22 protein-coding genes and 2 pseudogenes are annotated in these 22,393 nt (G+C 46.5%); 8 read left to right on the top strand and 16 right to left on the bottom strand.

The genetic code is table 11. The features are described from left to right. The 9 genes and pseudogenes from RID09_RS27145 to kaiC form a co-directional block, all read right to left on the bottom strand. Positions 1–212: pseudogene (locus tag RID09_RS27145) on the bottom strand (IS1634 family transposase); the annotation flags it as partial. Positions 213–501: 289 nt separating this feature from the next. Continuing rightward, complete coding sequence (locus RID09_RS27140) at positions 502–855, bottom strand: phenylpyruvate tautomerase MIF-related protein (protein WP_446339031.1); 354 nt, start codon at positions 853–855, stop codon at positions 502–504. 52 nt (positions 856–907) lie between these two features. Beyond that, the gene (locus RID09_RS27135; protein ID WP_446339030.1) at positions 908–1,390 is read right to left on the bottom strand and encodes a flavin reductase family protein; all 483 of its coding nucleotides are present in this window, start codon (positions 1,388–1,390) and stop codon (positions 908–910) included. A 344-nt stretch (positions 1,391–1,734) separates the two neighbouring features. After that, positions 1,735–2,127 (bottom strand): zf-TFIIB domain-containing protein, encoded by a 393-nt coding sequence (locus tag RID09_RS27130; protein ID WP_446339029.1) that lies wholly within the window; start codon positions 2,125–2,127, stop codon positions 1,735–1,737. Between the two features lie 184 nt (positions 2,128–2,311). After that, positions 2,312–3,166, bottom strand: coding sequence for a precorrin-4 C(11)-methyltransferase (gene cobM, locus RID09_RS27125; protein WP_446339033.1), 855 nt, complete (start codon positions 3,164–3,166; stop codon positions 2,312–2,314). A gap of 427 nt (positions 3,167–3,593) precedes the next feature. After that, the gene (lgt, locus tag RID09_RS27120; protein WP_446339032.1) at positions 3,594–4,472 is read right to left on the bottom strand and encodes a prolipoprotein diacylglyceryl transferase; all 879 of its coding nucleotides are present in this window, start codon (positions 4,470–4,472) and stop codon (positions 3,594–3,596) included. Positions 4,473–4,544: 72 nt separating this feature from the next. Then, positions 4,545–5,039 (bottom strand): DUF427 domain-containing protein, encoded by a 495-nt coding sequence (locus RID09_RS27115; RefSeq protein WP_446339028.1) that lies wholly within the window; start codon positions 5,037–5,039, stop codon positions 4,545–4,547. A gap of 173 nt (positions 5,040–5,212) precedes the next feature. After that, a complete protein-coding gene (locus RID09_RS27110; RefSeq protein WP_446339027.1) occupies positions 5,213–5,563 on the bottom strand; it encodes a circadian clock KaiB family protein in 351 nt (116 codons plus the stop codon). Between the two features lie 128 nt (positions 5,564–5,691). Beyond that, positions 5,692–7,386, bottom strand: a complete 1,695-nt coding sequence (gene kaiC, locus RID09_RS27105) for a circadian clock protein KaiC (protein WP_446339026.1) — start codon at positions 7,384–7,386, stop codon at positions 5,692–5,694. Between the two features lie 327 nt (positions 7,387–7,713). Here kaiC and rlmN point away from each other — a divergent pair, with 327 nt between their 5' ends. Beyond that, positions 7,714–8,793 carry a 23S rRNA (adenine(2503)-C(2))-methyltransferase RlmN gene (gene rlmN, locus RID09_RS27100; RefSeq protein WP_446339025.1) on the top strand — a complete coding sequence of 360 codons (1,080 nt, stop codon included), beginning with the start codon at positions 7,714–7,716 and terminating at the stop codon, positions 8,791–8,793. A gap of 25 nt (positions 8,794–8,818) precedes the next feature. Here rlmN and RID09_RS27095 read toward each other — a convergent pair whose 3' ends face one another. Then, on the bottom strand, positions 8,819–9,262 hold the full coding sequence (locus RID09_RS27095) for a SufE family protein (protein ID WP_446339024.1): 444 nt from the start codon (positions 9,260–9,262) through the stop codon (positions 8,819–8,821). Positions 9,263–9,500: 238 nt separating this feature from the next. Between RID09_RS27095 and RID09_RS27090 the strand changes: the two genes are divergently transcribed. After that, positions 9,501–11,942: a putative PEP-binding protein gene (locus tag RID09_RS27090; RefSeq protein WP_446339023.1), complete on the top strand. Its 2,442-nt coding sequence runs from the start codon at positions 9,501–9,503 to the stop codon at positions 11,940–11,942. A 396-nt stretch (positions 11,943–12,338) separates the two neighbouring features. On the opposite strand, the gene RID09_RS27085 is transcribed toward RID09_RS27090, so the two are convergent. After that, positions 12,339–13,511: a GTPase gene (locus tag RID09_RS27085; protein ID WP_446339022.1), complete on the bottom strand. Its 1,173-nt coding sequence runs from the start codon at positions 13,509–13,511 to the stop codon at positions 12,339–12,341. Positions 13,512–13,640: 129 nt separating this feature from the next. On the opposite strand from RID09_RS27085, the pseudogene RID09_RS27080 reads away from it, so the two are divergent. The 4 genes and pseudogenes from RID09_RS27080 to RID09_RS27065 form a co-directional block, all read left to right on the top strand. Further along, a pseudogene (locus RID09_RS27080) lies at positions 13,641–13,853 on the top strand (Uma2 family endonuclease); the annotation flags it as partial. After that, a complete protein-coding gene (locus tag RID09_RS27075) occupies positions 13,834–14,277 on the top strand; it encodes a hypothetical protein (RefSeq protein WP_446339021.1) in 444 nt (147 codons plus the stop codon). The pseudogene RID09_RS27080 and the gene RID09_RS27075, both read left to right, overlap by 20 nt. A 46-nt stretch (positions 14,278–14,323) precedes the next feature. Next, positions 14,324–14,797: a hypothetical protein gene (locus RID09_RS27070; protein WP_446339020.1), complete on the top strand. Its 474-nt coding sequence runs from the start codon at positions 14,324–14,326 to the stop codon at positions 14,795–14,797. A gap of 26 nt (positions 14,798–14,823) precedes the next feature. Continuing rightward, positions 14,824–15,351 (top strand): hypothetical protein, encoded by a 528-nt coding sequence (locus tag RID09_RS27065; protein ID WP_446339019.1) that lies wholly within the window; start codon positions 14,824–14,826, stop codon positions 15,349–15,351. A 110-nt stretch (positions 15,352–15,461) separates the two neighbouring features. Here the strand turns inward: RID09_RS27065 and RID09_RS27060 are convergent, their stop codons facing one another. Beyond that, the gene (locus tag RID09_RS27060) at positions 15,462–16,973 is read right to left on the bottom strand and encodes an FAD-dependent oxidoreductase (protein ID WP_446339018.1); all 1,512 of its coding nucleotides are present in this window, start codon (positions 16,971–16,973) and stop codon (positions 15,462–15,464) included. Between the two features lie 381 nt (positions 16,974–17,354). Here RID09_RS27060 and RID09_RS27055 point away from each other — a divergent pair, with 381 nt between their 5' ends. Beyond that, positions 17,355–18,143: an LmeA family phospholipid-binding protein gene (locus RID09_RS27055; RefSeq protein WP_446339017.1), complete on the top strand. Its 789-nt coding sequence runs from the start codon at positions 17,355–17,357 to the stop codon at positions 18,141–18,143. Between the two features lie 188 nt (positions 18,144–18,331). Further along, complete coding sequence (locus RID09_RS27050) at positions 18,332–18,940, top strand: GerMN domain-containing protein (protein WP_446339016.1); 609 nt, start codon at positions 18,332–18,334, stop codon at positions 18,938–18,940. Between the two features lie 105 nt (positions 18,941–19,045). On the opposite strand, the gene RID09_RS27045 is transcribed toward RID09_RS27050, so the two are convergent. The 4 genes from RID09_RS27045 to RID09_RS27030 form a co-directional block, all read right to left on the bottom strand. Beyond that, positions 19,046–19,399 carry an ArsR/SmtB family transcription factor gene (locus tag RID09_RS27045; protein ID WP_446339015.1) on the bottom strand — a complete coding sequence of 118 codons (354 nt, stop codon included), beginning with the start codon at positions 19,397–19,399 and terminating at the stop codon, positions 19,046–19,048. A gap of 88 nt (positions 19,400–19,487) precedes the next feature. After that, positions 19,488–20,021, bottom strand: coding sequence for an acetyl-CoA carboxylase biotin carboxyl carrier protein (gene accB / locus RID09_RS27040; protein ID WP_446339014.1), 534 nt, complete (start codon positions 20,019–20,021; stop codon positions 19,488–19,490). Positions 20,022–20,221: 200 nt separating this feature from the next. Then, positions 20,222–20,779 (bottom strand): elongation factor P, encoded by a 558-nt coding sequence (efp, locus tag RID09_RS27035; protein WP_446339013.1) that lies wholly within the window; start codon positions 20,777–20,779, stop codon positions 20,222–20,224. A 243-nt stretch (positions 20,780–21,022) separates the two neighbouring features. Then, positions 21,023–22,264 (bottom strand): RNA-guided endonuclease InsQ/TnpB family protein, encoded by a 1,242-nt coding sequence (locus RID09_RS27030; RefSeq protein ID WP_446339012.1) that lies wholly within the window; start codon positions 22,262–22,264, stop codon positions 21,023–21,025. Positions 22,265–22,393 lie beyond the last annotated feature (129 nt).

Raw genomic sequence — 22,393 nt, 5'->3', positions numbered from 1 at the left:
TGAGGGCGAGAGCGAACTATGTTAAACGCCTCCTCTATGTCTTCGATGGCTTTGCCACCTTTGAGGAGAATCTTTAAACCATCTACCGCTTCATCCGGCAATTTGGACAGGTTAGCTAGAGTCCGTTTACGCACTTTCTTTCCTTCGCGGTAGGACTCGCGAAGTAATACGGCTGGGGGAGAATTTCTGTTAGGAACACGCTCTATGTACATGACTACAATTGTCTCACAGATTCTCTCCTAAGAATATTAAGAAAATCTTAAAAATACATGGGTACGATTTGAGGGGCTAAATTGCTAAAATGCTTATGCAGTAGGAGTTCAGTCCCCTGTAGTACATCTGGACAGGGGGAACTTCAGTTTAAGGGGGGCTTACTTTGGGTTCATGTCAACGAGAGTAGGTTGGTTTGATGTCCTGTCCCCAACAAGCACGGGTTAGCTTTTGGATATTATCTGCTATCCCTAAAAACAGCAAAGGCTTAATCAGGATAAAACCAACCCCTCAACCAAAGGTTGTACCGTTCCACCCCCACATACTACCCTTGGCATCAGCGAACTCAATATAAATTCGCTTAATCGGGACACCCAGCTTTTCACTAATCACCTGGCAAAAGTCTTGACTCATTGCCTGGGTTTGGGCTGGACTCATCGTGCCAATACTTTTGACTTCTATGTAGCAGGTGGGTTCAACAGTACCGCCAAAAGTCATGGATACACCCTCTTCAAATGCCGTCATCACATAAGATTCAGGCTTGCCTACATGCTGGGCTAGCTTAGCGGAAAGGATTTTCAGCAACCCTTCCACTAGGGTAGGTTCTAGATTCGTCACAGATGATTGAACTTTAATCAGAGGCATTATGTTTAGTCTTGCAACTTCATCAAAACCATTTGGGATATGGGGTCAGTCTCTAGCCACCATATTGCCAACCGGTGCTTTCGAGTGAAAGCGGTTCTCCTTCCCGGTGGACACCTGCGGCAATCACTTCACCCACATAAACACTGTGATCCCCCTTTTCCACCGCATCGATTACTTTACATTCGATGTAACCGAGGGAGTCAGAAATAATCGGACAGCCGGTGGCTTCTCCTTCATAAAATTCCACATCCTCGAACTTATTCCCAACCCGGCTTTGGGGTTTAAAGAATTTCGCCGCCATGTTTTTTTGTCCACTGTCTAGGAAGCTGATGCTGAACACCCCACTTTTTTTCAGCATTTCGTGAGATCCCGTCTCTTTCTTAATACAATTGACCACCAGTGGCGGTTCAAAGGAAGACTGCATCAGCCAACTTACGGTGAAACCGTTTAAGTTATCACCCTCTTTGACGCCGCAGATATATAGACCATGGGGAATCTTACGCAGCATCGTTTTTTTCGCTTGTTCGTCTAGCAAGGCATCCTCTCCCTAAATTGCACAGATCTGGCATTCAGTGTACCAAGAGGTCAGGGATTTTGGGTGCAGGGGAGAGTTTTGACCCTTCACTTTGTTCGAGGGAACATGGTTTGTAGGGGCGGGTTTTACTACTATCGTTTCTTTTTGACCCTGATGTGACTAAACCCGCCCCAACCCCCCTCTTTCCAGACGTTCCACGCCTTATACCAAGTTGCATTCAAAGATATAACTTTCTCTCCCCCTGCTTCCCCTGCTTCCCCTGCTTTTCCTATCTACTATGTTTGAGCGCAACTCGGTATTACGTCTGGAACATTGCTTCCCCTGCTCCCCCCACAACGGATAAGCTAATGAGGACGCCAGGTTTTGCGAACTCGACCTAGAATCCCTTTGTGTGAGAAATTCTGCTTAAACTTCTTAAATTCACCCGCATCTAACCAGACGCCGTGACACTGGGGGCATTTTTCATACCAGATACTATACCGGTCAATATCAATCATGCGAAACATCGTCGCGCCACAGCGAGGACAGTCCACATCGTCATCCACTTGATCAAATTGATGTCCCATTTCTGGAGATCCAATGTCCAAACTCTCGGAGTCTTTAATCCGCTTGAGTTTTTCAGCTTCCAGAGAATCAAACCAAATCCCTTTGCAGTTACAGCAGCGATCGACTTCTATGCCACCATGGGTGATAGACTCTAAGCTTTCACCACATTTAGGACAGACGGTTGGCTTCATAGTTGACTGGGGAACAGAGAAAAGGCAATACAATCACTATACTCGCAGGGAATTCTAATGGGAGCAGGTCAATCTAATCTCCTCTTCTCCTGCAAGGGCGGGTTTAGTCAAGTTAGGGGTGTCTCCAGAACGTTATGGGTAAAACCCGCCCCTACAACCCTGCTCCCTGAATCCCCTGTGCACCCTATCTCCCCTCGCGGCGAAAGAGGTGGGAGTGCTCTGGGTGATAGAGGCGGGAACGTGTCCCTGTCTTAGTATCTTGGCTAGATATTGCCTCTGGTAAAGACCAAGGTGTTCTCAAGGCGGGACTGATAATATAAAGTGTTGTCCGAATTAGATTTTCCTGGTGAGTCAGTGCTGCCATTTGTTCTAGAGGGACAAGCCAGATTTTTTCATCCGACCAACCAATGCGGAAACAGATAGCAACCGGGGTATTGGCTGGATAATGCTGGAGGAGTTTGGCTTGGGCGGCTTCTACATGACGAGCGCTTAGATAAAGACAGAGGCTGGCTTGATGCGCGGCTAAGGATGCTAATTCTTCCGGCTCGGGTACAGCTGATGCTCGACCACTAATGCGCGTCAGGATAATGGTTTGTACCACGTCCGGTACTGTGAGTTCAACCCCTAGTTTAGCCGCAGCCGCTTGGTAAGCACTAATCCCAGGAATCACTTCAAAGGGAATTTCCGCCTCGGTAAGGGCTTGCATTTGCTCGTGAATGGCGCTGTATAGACTCAGATCACCCGAATGCAGACGAACGACTGATTTTTGCGATCGCACTCGTTCGATCATCAGGGGTAAGATGTCTTCTAGGGTTTTATTCCCAGTTCGGATAATTTCTGCATCAGGACGGGTTTCCTGCAAAATTTGTGATGGCACTAAGGAGTCGGCAAATAAAATAACATCTGCTTTTTGCAGAATTTTCACCGCTTTAACGGTTAATAACTCCGGATCTCCAGGACCGGCACCAATGATGTAGACGGCTGGGGCTAGAGAAGGGAGAGGGTTTTGACGTTGAGTAGAGTCAGAGGTTTGATACATATAAATTTCCGGAGCAAGTTCATGGGGATAGGAAGAAAGAAATGGTAGATGCACCCTGATTCAGTCCTAGAGATTTTTTCTCTGGGACTTTTGTTTTTTTAGGCAATCTTTCCGGAGCAAGTTCATGGAGATAGGAAATAAGAAGTGGTAGATGCACCCTGGTTCAGTCCTAGAGATTTTTTCTCTGGGACTTTTATTATGTGTCATTGGTCATTTGTAGAATTATAAAGTTTAAACTCAAATCTTACACCATCCGCTAAAAAATTTTTTAATAGATTTTGCGTTTTTTCCGCTCCCTCTGCTCCCAGACGTGCCATGGCACGTCTCTACAACCCCAGCTTCCCCAGCTTCCCCAGCTCCCCCAGCTCCCCCAGCTCCCCCTGCTCCCCCTGCTTTTAGCGTTAAGTTGACACCAATGACCCCTGTGTTACTCAGAAACTGTATCCCATTGCTGATTTTCTGGTGGTACAACATCGGGTAGAGGACGACGGAACCAATAGAGCCATGCTAAACCTGCCAATCCTAAGAGAATTGACACTAAGCTGACTATTTGGGCAATGCGTAAAGGTCCCACCATGAGGCTATCCGTTCGCAATCCTTCAATCCAAATGCGACCTGCACTATAACCCACCAGATAGATGAGCGCCAATGTTCCCACTTTCAGGTGCGGTTTCCGTTTCAAATCCCGAAAGAACAAGGTGATCAGTATCACAAAAATCAATGCATTCCACAACGACTCATAAAGAAACGTGGGATGGAAGTACTCATAATTCATGTACCCTGGAGGGCGCTGTTGGGGAGGAATATAAAGTTTCCACGGCAAATTTGTGGGACTACCAAAGGCTTCTGAATTAAAGAAATTTCCCCAACGTCCAATAGCTTGCCCCAAAATCAGCGAAGGAACAACCAAATCAGCTAATAACCAAACCGATAGTTTCTGAACACGGGCAAAAATGATCGTGGCGACAAGTCCCCCCAAAATAGCACCGTGAATCGCGATACCGCCTTTCCAAATTGCAATAATATCTTCCGGGCGTTGGGCGTATTGTTCCCACTCAAACAAGACATAGTACAGTCTGGCACAGGGAATTGCCGCAATCACTAGCCAGATTGCCAAATCAGCGATCGCGTTTGGGTCAACATTACGACGTTTGGCTAAATATTGGGACAGACTGACTCCAATTAATACGGCTGAAGCAATTAATAAACCGTACCACCGGATAGTCAGTGGTCCTAGCTTCACCAGAATCGGTCCTGGAGAGGCAAATTGAAACGCCAGGATCAGGGAAGGTATGGCTTGCAGCATTTGGGTATAGCGGAGATTAAACAACGGAGAGTGAATTAAACAACATGTTTGCCTGAGTTTCCAGGCTCAACTCTACCATCCCATTGTTCCGGCTCCACCTTTGAATGGTCCGACAATATCCTTGGTGATCCATCCCCCGTAGAAGTCCCCCGGCTGGGATTGAACTAACTCATCATCGACATAGCAGGCGTCCATTTTACTGGCGTAAAAGCTAAAATGGTCTTTGATTGAGGAAAACTCTGGAGTTGGTTCAGGATAATACCAGCCAGCATTAGCAGCCCGCTTGTCACCCACCACAACGTCGGCGTATCCAGCCACTCCCTTCCACTCGCAAAAACTTTTACGCTCTGTCTTAGGAAGGTGTTCTAGCTTGATGTCTTCCGGTGGGATGTAATAACTGGGAGGATGGCTCGTTTCCAATACCCGTTTTGCCCGTCGGGTGTCTGCGATCGCAATCCCGTTAAAGATTACCCGAATATGCTTTGTTGTCTCCTCTAGGCGTGGAGGACGTGGGTAATCCCAGACAGATTCTTGACCAGGTTCTGGAGTAATACGATTGGGTTTCACGGTTTAGCTGTGTTCTCTAATCAGACGGTAGATTCGATGCTGTTGGCTTATGTGTTGCTAATGTTACCAGTTTTTCGGAAAATTTTCTAATCAATACTCAATCTTATCAAGTTTGGGCAGTTCCATACTCTGGCAAGTAATCGACCGATGGCGTTGACCAATATTTTCATCACTCAAAGACTTAAACAAATCCTAACTTTTTCGATGTCTGTCATATCTCCAATTAATCGCTGTAAAGGAGGAGGCAGTTCTTTAATCAGAGTTGGCACAGCAAAAATCTGCTCTTTCTCTAAACGTTCTGGATTTTCATAGATGTCAATTACTTCCAGTTCATAACGTCCTTTTAAGTATTTTTCACAGATAATTTTTAGGTTTTTAACAGCTTGGATGGACTTGAAATTATTATGAGCAACATACAAACGTAAAACATAAGTTTCTACCTCCAGATTTTCCAGCGCCTCGAAACTTGATTGAGAGTTGTCAATGAACTCCAGCGGATTCTCGTTTTTTTCAAAATTATTCATTACGCTCTGTTTTACCTCCGATCATACCAATTTAGTCATTGTACCGTGACTTCCTCAAAAGCTCGCTACACTACGCTCCATTTTTTTATTCCGGATTACGTATTACGTATATTTATTTATTCCTATTCTCAAGTCTCTCTAGAATCAGAATGACGTAGCTGCGCCCGTATTTGCCGATCCTGTATAAGTGTATTCTCCCGCAACTTCTCTTGCTGAATCATTTGTTCGATTTCTTCTTTTTGAGTTTCAAATTCAGCTTGCAAGGCTTGAATCTGAACTTCCATAATCTGGCGTTTGCGTTCGATTTCATGCTGCTTACGTTCAATGGCTTGTCTGCGAACCAATGCTTCTGCTTTTTCTTGCGCTTCTTGTATGGTTCGTGCGGTTCCCGCCATGACACCACTGGCTCCCAAATACACATCAACTAATTGCACTCCCCTATCTGTCAAACGGAATTCACGGACTTGATGAGAATGTTTCATCCCGCGAGATTTCAGGACATAAAGTAAGCGATTGCGTTCGCCGCCACTTTCTTCATCCCGCAACAACAACCACGTATCCATTAACGAGGAAATGCCCAGATCTGTCTGTTCCTGGGGATTGCCGCCTAAATTGAGATGGGTTAAAACCGTGGTAATTTGGTGCGTTTTAAAGAAATCAATCAGACGCATCATAAATGATTTCACTTGCATAGAGTTGCCGATATCCGTCAGATTTGATATGGGATCGATGATGACAACGGTGGGTTTAAAATCATTGACAAAATGATGAATTTTGACTAGATGAGTCTCTAACCCATAAAAGGTGGGACGCATCGCTTTAATTTTTAATAAACCCTTATGTACAGATGGCTCCAAATCAATGCCAATTGATCGCATATTGCGGATAATCTGACTAGCCGATTCCTCGAATGCAAAGTAGAGACATCGTTCTCCTCGCAAGCAAGTTGCCTCGGCGAAATGGGCGCAAAGCGAACTCTTTCCTGTTCCCGCTGTACCGGAAATCAAAATACTGCTCCCACGAAAATATCCTTCACCTCCCAGCATGGTATCTAAGCGATCAACACCGGTGGATATTCGCTCATTGGATACCTGATAATCTAGCCCCACAGAGGTAAGGGGTAATACAGAAATGCCGTCTTCTTCAATTAAGAAGGGATATTCATTTGTACCGTGTCTGGAACCGCGATATTTGACAATATGTAACCGTCGTGTTGCCAGTTCATTGATAATCCGTTGATTGAGGAAGATGACACAATCAGAAACGTATTCTTCTAAACTTTGACGGGTGAGGGTATTTTGACCACTTTCACCCGTAATAATCGCCGTCACTCCTTTTTTCTTAAGCCAAAGAAACAGTCGCCGCAATTCAGAACGCACGATCGCATTATTTTGCAATCCGGCAAACAAAGCCTCTAAGCTGTCTAAGGCAACTCGCTTGGCGTTAATTGAGTCAATGGCATAGCCGAGACGAATAAATAAGGCTTCGAGATCATATTCACCTGTTTCCTGAATCTGAGTACGATCAATATGCACATAATGAATCGCTAGCTTCTTTTGATCGGCTAATGCTGGTAAATCCCAACCGAGGGAGGCGACATTCTCCGTCAGTTCCTCTGGCGACTCTTCAAAGGACATGAAAACACCCGGTTCCTCGTACTCCATGGCGCCGCGTACCAGAAATTCCATTGCCATGAGTGTCTTACCACAGCCTGCTTGACCGCAAACTAATGTGGGACGCCCTTGAGGTAATCCGCCATTGGTAATTTCATCAAGTCCTTGGATGCCAGTTGGACATTTGATCAGTTTGGTTTTTTTTGTCATTCGTCTTGTGTCATTCGTCTTATGTCATAATCAAGGGAGCGAGAAGCAAGCTACGTCTTATGGAAGGGTTTGAGGAAGATTTACATCAATTAATATAGTAGGATTTATTTTCACCAACCTAACTTAGAGAGAATTTGGCTATCTTTTGATTAGAGCAATAATTGAGTTAATTTATTCTTTATTAATTTTATCCCGACGGTTCCCCACTCCAACTCCTACTGAGGCGGTAGAATCAGATCTAAACCCGACGGCTTCACTCTCATTTCTATTCCCGCTAATGTTCTTGACAAAATAAACAATCTGTGGAATCAAAGAATCATCAGACTTATGGCTTATCCCGTCACCCCGTCCCCCCATTCTCCCGTCTCCCCAGAAAATAGTCAGCAAGATGTAACCAATACACCCCTATTAGGGGCAAGTTTCGCTGAGTTAACCCAGTGGGTACAACAGCAAGGACAACCCGCCTATCGGGGGCGCCAGCTTCATAACTGGATTTATCAAAAAGGGGCGCGATCGCTAAGTGAGATTTCGGTCTTTTCCAAGTCATGGCGAGAGGCTTTAGTTGATGTCCCCATTGGTCGCTCTACTTTACATTATCGCTCTCAGGCTCCCGATCGCACGGTTAAATATTTGCTGCGGTTGGCAGATGGCAATATTATCGAAACAGTGGGGATTCCCACCGCTAATCGGTTAACGGTTTGTGTCTCCTCCCAAGTCGGTTGTCCCATGGCGTGTGACTTTTGCGCGACGGGGAAAGGCGGATTTACCCGGAATCTCCAACGTCATGAGATTGTTGATCAAGTTTTGACGGTTCAGGAAGATTTTGGGCAACGGGTGAGTAATGTTGTATTTATGGGTATGGGAGAACCCTTACTCAATTTAGAGACGGTTCTCGCTGCGGTGCAATCCCTCAATCAGGATATTGGCATCGGTATGCGATCGCTAACTATCTCCACCGTAGGCATTCGCGATCGCATCCGTCAACTGGCAGAGCATAAACTGCAACTGACATTTGCCGTCAGTCTCCACGCTTCTAATCAGCAACTGCGCGAACAACTGATTCCCAGTGCTAAACACTATCCTTTAGCCGATTTACTACAGGAATGTCGGGATTATGTCAAGATAACCGGACGCCGAGTCACCTTTGAATATATCCTATTGGCAGGACTCAATGACCAGCCCGAACATGGAATAGAATTAGCTCAACACCTACGCGGGTTTCAGAGTCACGTTAATTTGATTCCCTACAATCCCATCAGCGAAGTGGATTATCAGCGTCCTAGTCCCCGCCGGATTCAAGCCTTTGTTGAGACCTTAGAACAGCATAACATTGCCGTCAGCGTGCGTCGTCCTCGCGGTTTAGAAAAAGACGCCGCTTGTGGACAATTAAGGGCTTCTACGGTTTGATAAAAGAAAGGCAGAGGGTAATTCGCTAACTAGGATTCGTCGCCAGTTTAAATCCCAGGGCTTTTTTCTTCATCGTCTGGAAAATATTATAAAAGCCATTAGCACGAGAGGGGGTTAAGCTGACATTTAACCCCGTTTCTTGGATAAACTCTGGGGAAACGTTGATAATTTCATCTGGGGGAAGTCCATTCAACCCTTCAATCAACAGCGCGACTAGCCCTTTGACTAACTGGGCATCTGAATCCCCTTGATACCATACCTTTCCATCTTCTAGGTTGGCACTGATGTAAACCTGAGAGACGCAGCCTTGTACTTTATTTTCCGGCGTTTTGTCCGCTTCTGGCATATCCTGAAGCTTCTTGGCATACAACAGAAGCTGTTCATACCGTTGTTTAGGATTCGTCCGTCGCTTAAATCGCTGCACAATTTTGGCGAGGGAATCGGGTAAAGGGGTTGAGGTTGATGACATACCCAGTATTCAAGACCTACTGTTCACATTTATCCTAACAAGACTTATGCCATTCTACTCATGCAACCCAGAAAACAGAAGTCAATCCTTAGTCAGGGCGGGTTTAGTTACATCTGGGTGAGGTCAAAAACGATAGTAGTGAAACCCGCCCCTACTTGGTTAGGGCGGGTTTTGCACAAACGTTATCATCAATAGCGACAAGAGATTCCCTAAACCTGCCCCTACACACTCAACACTGTTGGCTAATCGAGTTTCCGTTATTCTAGATCACTTAACCGCGAGTGGTATTCCAAAGCAAATTGTGGACAATCTCTACTGGCTGGATCAGATTCAACCATCACAACGTTCCCTTGTGGGAGAGAAAGCCTTCGGCTTGAGTCAACTGTGGCAACAAGGTTATCCGGTTATTCCTGGTTTTGTCATTCCAGCGATCGCGTTTTGGCAAGTAATCGCTTCTTTGAGTCAATCTGAACCGTTGTTAGCCGATTTACCTCAATCCTCGTTATACGTGAATGTTGATAATCCCCGTCAGTTGCAACAGGTTGCCCAACATATTCGCCAAGGGATTACCTCTGCCACTGTACCAGAAGGTTGGCGATCGCAGATTCTCGATGGGGTTGAAACTCTAGACGCCCCAGCCCTGATTTTACAGCCATCTGTATCATTTCCCGATGTGCGATCGCACCTTCAGATGTCCACCCATCAGGTTAACCGCGAGGATTGGGTAGAGTCTGCGCCAATTCCAGAACTTTTAGCATCTCATTATTGCCGCAAACACCCGGATGCTCTGATCCATACCTTAAAGCAGGTGTGGGCAGAACTGTTTCGAGCCAAAAGCCTATTTTACTGGCAACGTGTTGGGATGGGACTAGATCAGATTAATTTAGCGGTTCTGGTACAACCGATCTATGAAACGGTTGCTTCTGGTGTCCTCCAAGCGCAATCCGATATCTGGCAAATCCAAGCCGTTTGGGGACTGGGTATGGCGATTACTCAGGGCAAAGTATTACCAGATACCTATCAAATCGCAATTCCTACCCATCACGTTCTGCTCGCGTTACGGGGAAATAAAACCCTGGCTTATTATCTTAACCCCAAACCGACAGGACATGCCGTGCAAGCTTATCCCCTCACTCAAGGAGAACAGCAGCAGTTTGTTTTGGACGATAACGCTTGGCAACAGATTATGGCGTTATCCGGAAAACTGCAAACGCAATTCAATCCCCCCTTTTCTTTTGACTGGACTCTTTGTAAAATTCCAAACACTCCAGAATCTCAACTGTACGTGACTCAATTTCGCCCTCAGTCTGCTTCTTCCTCTCAACCCTTCCTATCCCAACCTCAGCCACTGCGAGGATTACCGGCGGCGTCTGGACAAGTAACAGCCGTGGCACAAGTGATGGTTGGGGAGGAGCCAGATTGGCAGGCTATCCCCCCGGATCGGATTTTAGTGACTCAAACGATTGCTCCCGATTGGTTACCGATGTTAAAACAAGCCGCCGGTGTGGTAACAGAACAGGGGGGAATGACGAGTCATGGGGCAATTGTGGCTAGGGAATTGGGGATTCCGGCGGTGGTTAGTGTCCCTGGGATTACCCAATTGGTAAAAACTGGGGAGGTACTGTTGGTGGATGGCGATCGCGGCGAAATTCAACGTTTAGCCAGGGATGCCGCAGAACAGGTAGAAGCAGCCGATGTCACGTCTCAGAAGCGGAAAACTCTTGCTGATGCCCCATCACAGAGGGAGTATAACCGATTTCCCATTGCTACTCAATTGTTGGTGAATCTCAGCCAAACTCAATCTCTGGAACGAATTCGGGATTTACCGATTGATGGAATTGGCTTATTGCGATCGGAATTGATGATTTTGGAGGTGTTGGATAATCAACCCCCCCAGGAATGGTTGCGACAGGGGCGCAAACAGGAGTTAGTTACCCGCCTTGCTCAATTAATCAGGGAGTTTGCGGCGGCGTTGATGCCACGACCTGTATTTTATCGCTCTCTGGATTGGGGCGAAGCGGAATTGATCCATGGGGATAAGTCGGATATGACGGGTTCGACGTTACCCGTGGTGAATGGGATGTTGGGGCGACGGGGGACTTATCGCTATTTACATGATCCGACGAGTTTTGATTTGGAACTGGCGGCGTTACACCAGCTTTATGCTCAGGGGTATAGTAATGTTCAGCTCATCTTGCCTTTTGTACGAACAGTTGAAGAGTTTACCTTTTGTCGCCGTCGGGTGGAACAAGCGGGATTAATGGATAATCATCACTTTCAACTTTGGATTATGGCAGAAGTTCCATCGGTACTGTTTTTACTGCCGGATTATGTTAAGGCGGGTGTGCAGGGAATCTCGATTGGGACGAATGATCTGACGCAATTGTTATTAGCCGCCGATCGCAATTTGGGGGAGTTGGGTTCAAGTTTAGATGGACGTCATCCCGCTGTCATGGGAGCGATTAAGCAATTGATTGATATGGCAAATGTGGCGGGTATCCCTTGTGCAATATGTGGTCAAGCCCCAGCCCAGTATCCGGAATTAGTTACATCTTTGGTGGAATGGGGGATTCAGTCTATTTCTGTGGATGTGAATGATGTCGCAGCGACTTATCACGCGATCGCTCGCGCAGAACAACGGTTACTTTTAGCCGCTGCACGGCGCTCTTTACAAGAGTAATTCTACCTTCCCAATAACTACAGGTCTGATAGACCAATTCTATAACTTCATACATTATATCCGAAAAAAATCGATTCATCCCTTGACTTTTGTTGCCTTTTCAGGTATTTTTATATCATGGGAAAATGTGCGCTCCTATAAACCCTTTAACGACATTCAAGGTCAAGAAAGAGCGCTCAATCAGCCAGTATTCAAGACAGTGCCAATGCCATTCTTAAAGCCAAACTGAAAGGTGGGTGTGAAAAAGCGATTGCCATTGCCTGGTATAGTAGTAGACACATCGATTAGGACTTTCCGAACTGTTGTAGAGACGTTGCATGCAACGTCTCTACCATAAGATGCGTCCTAACCGCTATGGCGATTGCTATAATTGATGTTTACGGATATGCTTATTAGTTATTCAATATCGATTTGACGAGGGGGTGTCACGGTTTCATCTTTCAGGGTTCTTTGACCCGTTTTGGCATAAAATTTATATTGTTCAAGAATAATTTTTGCCAGTTCAGATAGAGGAATTTCGTTTCCCTCCAGCTTACGTTTCAGGTAATATTTAAGAGACTCGATATAAGCTAAACCCAGTGCCAAGGTTAGTGCGGCGGCGGTGGAGGCGGAGATTGCACCCCCCACAATTGTCCCAGCACCGGGTATCATTTTAAGTAAGTTCGCCGCGATCGCTCTGCCAACGGTTGCCACGCCGCCAACCCCGACAATCGTCGAGAGTACGGTGCTGGTAAAGGCACGGTCAAAGGGTAAGCCAAAGATAGCCGTGATATTCGCCAGCATCACAGTTTGCATGGTGACTAATATCGGTGCATCAGAAAAGGGAATCGGAGATGCACCGATTAATGCAGAACCCGCTACATATCCACTCACATATTTAAACGCCTCACTGGATTTTAAGGTAATATTGCGCGTCTGTTCTCTGAGAAAAGCCTTGCGTGCTTCGGTAGACAGAAGGTTAGCCGTTACTTCAACCAGATGATCTAAACCATGGACTTTAATCGTATAATCATCATCGATGGGTTTAGGCTCAGCGAGAACCGCCACAACCTGACAAACAGGTAAATTTTTACTATCCAAGAAGACTTGAAACTCACTGCGCTTTCGGGTTAAAGTTTGGGTTAAGACTAAAATAATTGGTACATCTTGTAGATTTAGCCTATTCAGCCATTCTGCTTCAACTTGATCAAACCGTCCCGCCTCATGTTCTAAACAGTACCAAATTACATGAATATGTTCTTTAGCCGCTTGTAACCGTTGCGTTTCAATGAGTTCTGCTACATCTAAGCGCACCTGTTGAATCTGTTCTGGATTGAGTTCGAGTCCGGGTGTATCATAAACCGTAATCGGACAGCCTTTTTTCCGGTAGCGTCGGATGGTTTGGGTAACCGGATAACCAACCCCCGTTTCGGCTAGACGAGACTGGAAAATAGCATTAATCAGTGTACTTTTGCCCACACCCGTTTTGCCAATTACCAATACATTACACTGTCCGGTGTCCTTTCCGGCATCTTCGTAGGCTTCGCTCATTTTATCCAAAAGCTGATCAACTGAAAAATCCTCTGCCATTCCCAGTCATTCCTTGGTCGTTGTCTGGGATAGAAACACGCTATCCACTGTTTTATTAGTGTATCAAGTCATGCGATCGCGCTCTATGTTTATCTACAATAGGGCTTACGGATAGGGAGAGGATACCTGATGACAACGGTAACAGCCAAAACTAAAATTACCTGGGAGAAGCTACCCGATGATTTCCCCTTACCGGATGAACCAGGAGATAATATTGATCAACCAAGATTAGCCGCCGCGTTGAGCGACAGTTTAGAAGTGACGGGGCGATTGCGAGAAACGATGCTTGTCGCCACTAATTACGGTGTCTGCGCCCGCTTAGATGGCAAGATTGTGGTTAAAGACCAAAGCTTCAGAAGCCTGGGGGCAAATTAAGACGACATTCGCTCCGGTTATCGAACCCCTGAAAAAAGTAGGCACGGTGTTGCTAGCATTCTCCCCCGTAGGGATGATTGCTGCGGTTGTCAAGTTTGTACCGCAATTGGTGCAGTCTGTGCAATGGCTATGGGCACACAAAGATGATCCAAATATAGTCAAGAGTGCCCACGCCCAAATGGGTCACACGATTTTACCGCAAATGTTGAGTGCGGTACAGGGTTTCAGTCAGGCGGTGCAGTCTACTGTTACCAGTTTGGTTAACCAGGCAGTGCAACTGAGCGAAGCGGTGCTGGGATTGCTAGGAGGAATTACTGGAGTACCCTTGTTAAGTGCGGCACAGTCTTTAGTGCAGGCTGTGTCGAACGGTGTCAAGGATCTAGTGACTTGAGGGCAGGAGTCATTCCAAGCTGCTGCTAAAGGTGTACAGGAAGCGTTTGTCAAAATTAAGGCAAAAGAAGAAGAAGCTCACCCCTGAGACGCAGCAATTCTTTAAAGATAACCCAGAGCTATGGCGCGTCTATGCCAACATAGACCCTGATGTACGCAAGGTGCTTACTTTGTGTAATAGTCCGTGTATTCCATCAGGCGCGACAGCAGTACAGGGAGATCGCATTAAAGCTTTTCTGAGTAGCTCTGGTTTGCCTGGAGATCATCCTGGACTGAAGAAGTACTTCCACGATGCAGCAGACCTTGATGCAGTTATTAATAAGATTGATGAGCTGGCAGGTAAACTTGATAAAAACGTGCTGGATTCGCTGCTGAATAACCTCGGCGGCGTGAATGATTTAGTGAAGCTGCTGGATGATGTCGGTGGGGTAGATGATCTTGTACTCCTACTGGATAGCGTGACCGACGTGGATCAGTTGAAGCGACTACTAACTGCGGTAGGTAGTGATGTGAAGCCGTAGGCAAGAAAAAGTAAGCAGAGGACATCATGACTGTCGAGGTCACTTTTTGTGTGAACATTAACAGGGATTTATGCGTGAGTGAGGAAGAAATAAACGCGAATTTTGACACCTTTCGCTTAGAACTGCTGGAGGATGGAAACTATTATGGGGAAGTTCTTAACGGAGCAGTTGTTATCAGTTCTCCGGGGCAGCCTGATATCCGTGTCGAAGATGAATTGGAAGCCACTGTCCATAATCTTTGCTTCCAATTTATTCCAGACTTAGTAGCTGAGAAACACATTGTTGTCACATATTTTCGTTATTACGGCTATCTAAGACTAGATCCAGAAGGTGATTATGTACTCCTCTCAGGTGATTCTGTCCCAATGGTCAGGATTTTACGCGATGAATTAGCTCCGGCACTGTATAATTGTGGGCTGAGATTTATTAAATTTTGGCGTCGGCTTAGAGATGATCCTGCCTATGAAGAAATTTTCCAAGATTTTGAGGGGCTAGCTGAAGTAGCACGGCAATCCCTGGAAAGTAAAAAACTTAAGATTGGATTAAGTGATTGAGTTGCTTTAAAATAGGCTAAACCCATAATGAAAGATAGAAACTCAGACTAACTAAGGGGAGCAAGATGCTCCCACTACGCACAATTGGGATACACCTCATCCCAACTGAGTTATTTAACCCGTTCCATCTCCTTAACCGCAGGTCCGTGGAGAATTTGTCCATCACAGCTAAAACGGGAACCGTGACAGGGACAATCCCAACTCTTCTCAGCGCTATTCCAGTTAACAATACAGCCTAAGTGAGGACAAACGGCGGAAACCGCATGAATTGAACCCTTTTCATCCCGGTAAGCGGCGACTTTGTTCCCATCAAGGGTGAGCAGTTTCCCTTCCCCTTTGCTAACATCAGCGAAAGAGGAGTTATCTAATCCCTTCAAGCGATCGCCAATCCAATGCTTACCCACATCCAGGTTCTCTTTGAGCGAGGTTTCCGAGATAAAGGGAGTGGCGCGAGTAGCGTCATAAAGATTTGCCCAGGGATTGGATTGTCCTAAAATCAGATCAGACAGGATCATCCCCGATAGGGTACTCTTAGTCATACCCCAGAGACTAAATCCCGTGGCGACGTAAATATGATTGTTTACCGGGGTCAATTTGCCAATGTAGGGTAACTTATCAAAAGACACCATATCCTGGGTTGACCAGCGATACTCGAAGGTATCAATGCCAAAATAGGTGCGACCATACTCTTCTAAACGCAAATATCGTTCCTCTGTCTGGCTGACTGTACCCGTTTTATGACTCTCACCACCAATCAGTAAGAGTACACCATTATTGTAGGGCGTCGTCCGCAGCGATCGATAATGCTCACCGACACCAATAAACATCCCATCGGGTGCTTTGGCTGGATCAATCGAAGCGGCGACAATATAAGAACGTTTCGGATAAGCTTTAGCAAAGAAGAGTCCCTGATCCAGAATGGGTAAATTTGTCGTGACAATAACATCTTTGGCTTTAAGTACCCCCCGAGTCGTTTTAACTTGACAAGGGCTATCTTCATCAACGCCTTCAACTCGCGTATCATCAAATAAATAGCTACCATTACCCGGAATCGTTCTAGCCAGATGGAGCAAATATTTCCGGGCGTGAAACTGCGCTTGATTTTCAAATTTAACCGCTCCCGCAATCGGAAAGGGGAGTGAGGTATCTTTCACAAAAGAAGCAGGAAGTCCCAATTTTACCGCCGCTTCCACTTCGGCTTCAATTTTACTCAAATTTTCTGGAGAATCGGCAAAGGTGTAGGCACTTTGACGGCTAAAATCGCAATCAATCTGTTCATCTTTGACCAGTTGAGCCACCTGCTCAATCGCCGCCTGGTTAGACTCTCCATAAAGGCGAGCTTTGTCTTCCCCGAATTGCTGAATTAGATCGGCATAGATTAACTGGTGCAGCGAAGTTATCTTTGCCGTTGTATGACCACTTACCCCCATGGCAACTCGTTGAGATTCAATCACAGCAACGGTTTTACCCGCACGTTTTAAGAGTGTTGCAGCGGTTAATCCAGCCATTCCCCCACCCACAATCGCCACATCGACGACTAGATTATTGATAAAGGGAGAAAATGTAGAGGTTGGGGTTGAATCAATCCAAAATGAAGTGGGTTTTCCAGCAATTAAAGTCATGGGTTTATAAAATTATGCGGTATTGTCCTACTGTAATTGAGGACTAGGACTAGTCTTCATCTATCTGCGGGTGGAAGAAAAGACAATTGATGTTTCTTAGCTCAAATGATCAGGTATCAGGTTTGAGTCGAATGATCATCACCCCGGTGGGAATCAGCCTGTTGGCTGGGTGCTAAAAGCAGGGGGAGCAATAAAGAATGGCGTAGCACAGCTAAGATGGTGGAATAGATGATCCTGTTGGTTAATTAACTAGGGGAAAGACCCCTCCCTAACCTTCCCCTTGTCAAGGGAGGGAACTCGAAGTTAATTTATACTATCTTGTTGTCCATAATAATTCATGGCTTATCGACCATTCAACTGACCAACCTACTCCACTAAATCATGGAAATTTTGAGCATTCTCCTATCAGGGTTACTCACGCTGGTTTCCCCTCCGGGCTTAATCATCGATCGCGTGGTGGAAAATGTCCTGAGTTCTCAATTGCAGAAAGTCGAACAGCTCGATGTTCGGATTGACAATACACCGAATTACCGAGCTTTGCAAGGGAAACTCGAACAAGTCCGTATCGCCGGTCGAGGGTTATGGTTGACGCCAGAAATTCGGATTGATGCTCTGGAGGTAGAAACTGATCCGATTAATCTGGATATAAAACGTTTAAGACAGGAGGGTCAAACCTCTCCCTTAGCATCATTGCGTCAACCGTTACAAGCAGGGGTGCGTTTGGTTTTCACCGAATCAGATCTCAACCAGATGCTTCAGTCTGCACGAGTAACGGCAAAATTGCAACAACTGGGTAGTCGTCTATCGGGAGATACCGCACAGCGTTACCAGTTTCTCAATCCTCAATTAGAGTTGCTGGGAAATAATCGCCTGCGTTTCCAAGTGGATGCGGTGGAAGGGAATCGTCAATCCCTAGCCATCGTTGTGGAATCCGGATTGGGGATTGAAGCCGGAAATCGTTTGCAACTGATTGAACCAAAGGTTACCGTGGATGGTCAAGCGCTTCCGTCTCGCTTAGTTGAAGGGTTCGCCAGGAGATTAAGCGAAAGCGTCAATCTCCGTAGCTTGGAAGATGCTGGTATTACTGTCAGACTCTTACAATTAGAGATAGATAATCAGGATCTACAGGTAGCAGCATTTGTGCGAGCTGATGTACCACCAGGGGACTAGAACGTCGGTTAACAAGAAACCTATGCAACGTCTGTTATCGGGTAGAGGCGGGTTTTACCGATAAGATTTGGCAAAAACTGATAACTTAACTCGCACCCACCCTCCAAGTTCAAACGTCAAAGACTAGAAGACCTATCACATTTTTTCCTAATCCGACAAAACCTTGAACGATTAGAAAGGTAATAAGTATGCAAAATCCACAAGACACACGTCGTATTCCCACAAGTTTGGTTGCTGGTGTTTCCGTCGTAATGTTAGCCGCCGGTGCTGGAGGCGCTTGGTGGGCGTGGAACAGGACTACCGCCTCACCCCCCCAATCCGAAGTTCCTACCCTCTCCCAATCGCCCCAAGACACGCCGCCAGCGACAGAACAAAAGGTTCAAGTGTATTGGGTTGATGATGTCAATAATCAAATTGAACTGGTTCCCAGTTCCATCACTGTCGAAAATGCGGATAACCCCTCTGAAGCGTTAGAGATGGCATTCCAGCAATTACTGGCTGGACCTGAGGAGGAAGCAATTGCATCAGCAATTCCCGAAGAAACTCAGCTACGGAATCTGTCTGTCAAATCTGACGGAGTGCATCTGGATCTATCTGAAGACTTTACCACAGGGGGTGGCAGTGCTTCCATGCAAAGCCGCCTCGGACAAATTATCTACACAGCCACTAGTTTAGATCCGGATGCTCAGGTCTGGATTGATGTGGGAGGAAAACCCCTAGAAGTCTTAGGAGGTGAAGGGTTGATCGTCGATCAACCAATGACTCGCCAAGATTTTGAGACAAACTTTCCACTCTAAATAGTCGGAGAGAATTGAAGTTGACGGTGGGGTTCGTCGTTTTTAAGGAATACTTACCCTTTATTGGTTAAGCTAAAGTTCCGAAAATGCTATACCAGGGAGAAGTCAACCTTTATTGGTTAAGCTGAAGTTGCGAAAATGGCGGGCTTGCTGTTCGATGCGGGTAGCGAGGCGATCGCATACTAAATTACATAGCTCAAAAATCAGCTCATCTTCCACCTTATAGTAGGCAGATGTGCCTTCAGTGCGGCGGCTGAGTATTCCCGCCTGAAGCATCACTTTTAGGTGCTTAGAGACATTTGCCTGACTCGTTTCTGTAGCTTCTACCAATTCTTGGACACATTTTTCACCTTCGCGGAGTAAATTCAGCAGGCGCAGGCGCATGGGCTCGCTTAAAATACTAAAATACTCAGAAACTTGTTGGACGACCTCTTGGGGGACAGCTTTTAGTCTTGGCATCGGTCTAACCCGAAATTTAGGTGATCATCAAATTTTAGCCTATTTTTTGTCAATTTATAACAATAGAGTAATCATCACTCCTGCTCATTTACCCTGGATTAATCCTCATTAACGGTTGACCATATTCAATCGGATCGCCGTTTTCGACCAAAATTTCTATCACTTGTCCTGATATCTCGGCTTCGAGTTCATTCATCAGCTTCATCGCTTCAATGATACAGATCGTTTGACCGACGCGAACCCGATCGCCAACTTCGACATAAGGAGCATCATCTGGCGATGGTGCCCGATAAAATGTGCCAACCATGGGCGACTTCACCTCTTCCCATTGTGACTCTACTTTTGCAGACGGTGTAGCTGAAGCTGTTGCTGGGGACCCAGACGGTGCTACCTCGGGTATAAGAGCGGGGGGCGTTGGGGGAGCGACTCCAGCCACAGCCGTTCCCAAGCTGGAAGCCACGGCGGGATCTGTTCGACTCACCGTCGAGTCGATAGGAGGGCTGGCGGACAATCCTTTGCGTACCGTCAGTTCAAAATCAGCACTTTTTAACGTTACTTCCGCAATATCAGTTTGAGCGATCGCGGTTAGCAGTTCACGGATTTGGTTGAAGTCTAGTGGCACAACTAAATTTAGAGAGTAGGAATTCTAAAGAAGATTCACGCTTGTTTGTTTTACATGATCCTCAGGCAGGATTGACAGGATTTGAGCGGGGCTTTCATGGGTGTTTGGTATCCGCCTTATATTGCGGTTCAACCAGCCAAAACCCCACCCCTTGAAACCCAACACCCGATAATACTGTTGATTGATTGGTTCCGATCCATTTACTCGCGACCAAGATACGAATCGTTACGAGTATCGATTTTAATCCGCTCGCCGACGGAAATAAATAGCGGTACCATCACTTGCGCTCCTGTAGCAACCGTAGCCGGTTTAGTGCCACCTGTCGCGGTATCACCTTTGACACCCGGATCAGTCTCCACAACTTCGAGCACCACGGAGTTTGGCAACTCCACTTCTAGTACTTGGTCATTCCAAGTCACCACATTGACTTCCATCCCTTCGGTGAGATACTTGACGCGATCGCCAATTTGGTCTTCATTGAGACGATTTTCCTCAAAGGTTTCCATATCCATGAAGACAAATTGGTCGGCATCTTTGTAGGTATGCTGCATGGTGCGTTTTTCCAGGGTAGCCTGGGGTACTGTTTCCGCCGCCCTAAAAGTTTTTTCCACCACATTCCCAGTTTGGACATTTTTCAGCTTGGTGCGGACAAACGCCGAACCTTTTCCGGGCTTAACGTGGAGAAACTCCACCACCCGCCACACCGATCCTTCCAACTCAATCGTGACACCCGTGCGAAAGTCATTACTTGAAATCATTAGTCCTCTTTCCCGCTGGAGACTCCTGCTTACGCCTTTGATGGTTTCGCCGGAGAGGAAAGCGGGGCGGGGTATGCCGCTTTCCTATCAATAAACTAATCTACAGCTTCTAATTTCCTGAAAAAATACGGAAATTAGTTAGTCAGTGTAACGCAAGACCTCAGTGAACTACTACACCCATAACAATCGGCACTTCATTTTACCCTTGTTGAGGAACATAGCCCTATTGACATCCTCACCGCCCTACAAGGACGGTGATTCCCTACCAGTGAGCCAATCAATGAATGATTGCCTGCACCTTCGACGGGTTGACAGCTCCTCACACACTGCCTCCTTTGAGGTCTTACACGCGCTCCCTGTCCATTTATTGTCGTGGGTATGCCCTACCCCGACCTGTCTCAACCCAACCTGCTCAATGTTCACCGAGGCATTATCGTCGCGATCGTGTTCTGCACCGCAGTTGATACAAATGATCCGCCTCACCGATAGGTCTATCTTTCCCCATCGGTAGCCACATTTAGAACAGACTTGGCTGGTGGGTTCCCATCGGCTGATGACCCGAAAATCCCGGTTGTATTTGCTGCACTTTGCCTCACACATTGACCGGAATTCGCGCCATCCCGCTTGGGATATCGCCCTTGATAACTTGCGGTTTTTTACCATTGCGCTAACATTCAAGTCTTCTAAGACAACAACTTGGTTTTCGTTGACTATCTCAGAAGACAGCTTATGCAAAAAATCCTTTCGCTTATCCCTTATCTGGGTATTCAGCTTGGCAACCTTGACCCTCATCCGTTCCCGTCCTTTGCTTCCCCGTTCCCGCTTCGCTAACCGTCGTGAAGAGCGCTTTAACTTCCGGTACAGGGGGGAATAGTCGGGGCTATATTCCTTGTCCCCGTTGCTGCAGCATCCAAAGGTTTTCAGCCCTAGGTCGATCCCAACCGAGGGGAATCTAGCTGGCTTGATTTCCGGTTGTACCTCAACGACAAAGCTGAGGAAGTACCGACCAGCACAGTCCTTTATCACCGTAACCGAGCTGGGTTCACTGGGAAGGGAACGCGACCATTTGACCTTGAGGTCTCCAATCTTGGCAAGGTAGACCTTAGCCGCTTTGACCTTAAACCCTCCCCTGGTGAACCTTGCGGTTTGGCGATTGGTTTTCCGTTTGAACCGTGGCGGGTTTACCTTTTTTCCCTTGCGCTTACCGGAACGGGAACAGAAGAAATTGTTGAATGCCACACCCAGATCGGCAACCGACTGTTGGAGAGGAATGTTGCTAACTTGAGTCAACCACTCCCTAGCCTGGGTTGTCTTAGCCTGAGTAATGCAAGTCTTCTGTAACTCACTGTTTTTGGGCAGTTTATCAGCCTGTTTACACAAGGCTAAGGCATCATTCCACACTACCCGGACACACCCAAATAGCCGCGCCAATGATTGACGCTGACCAGGGGTGGGATAGATACGATACTGATACCTTGATTTCATGCCCATCAAGTGTGTCTCCTCAATTATCCTACCCTGGATAATAAACTCTAACCGGAAAAATCCGTCCTAGAAGGACGGGGCTTGAAACCCAACTTTCCGGTCAATTCACAGAGCAGGGGTTCGACAGGC

It is taken from the genome of Coleofasciculus sp. G1-WW12-02 (genome assembly GCF_040219735.1).
Classification (GTDB): Bacteria; Cyanobacteriota; Cyanobacteriia; order Cyanobacteriales; family Coleofasciculaceae; genus Coleofasciculus.
This window is presented reverse-complemented; position numbering and strand designations above follow the sequence as displayed.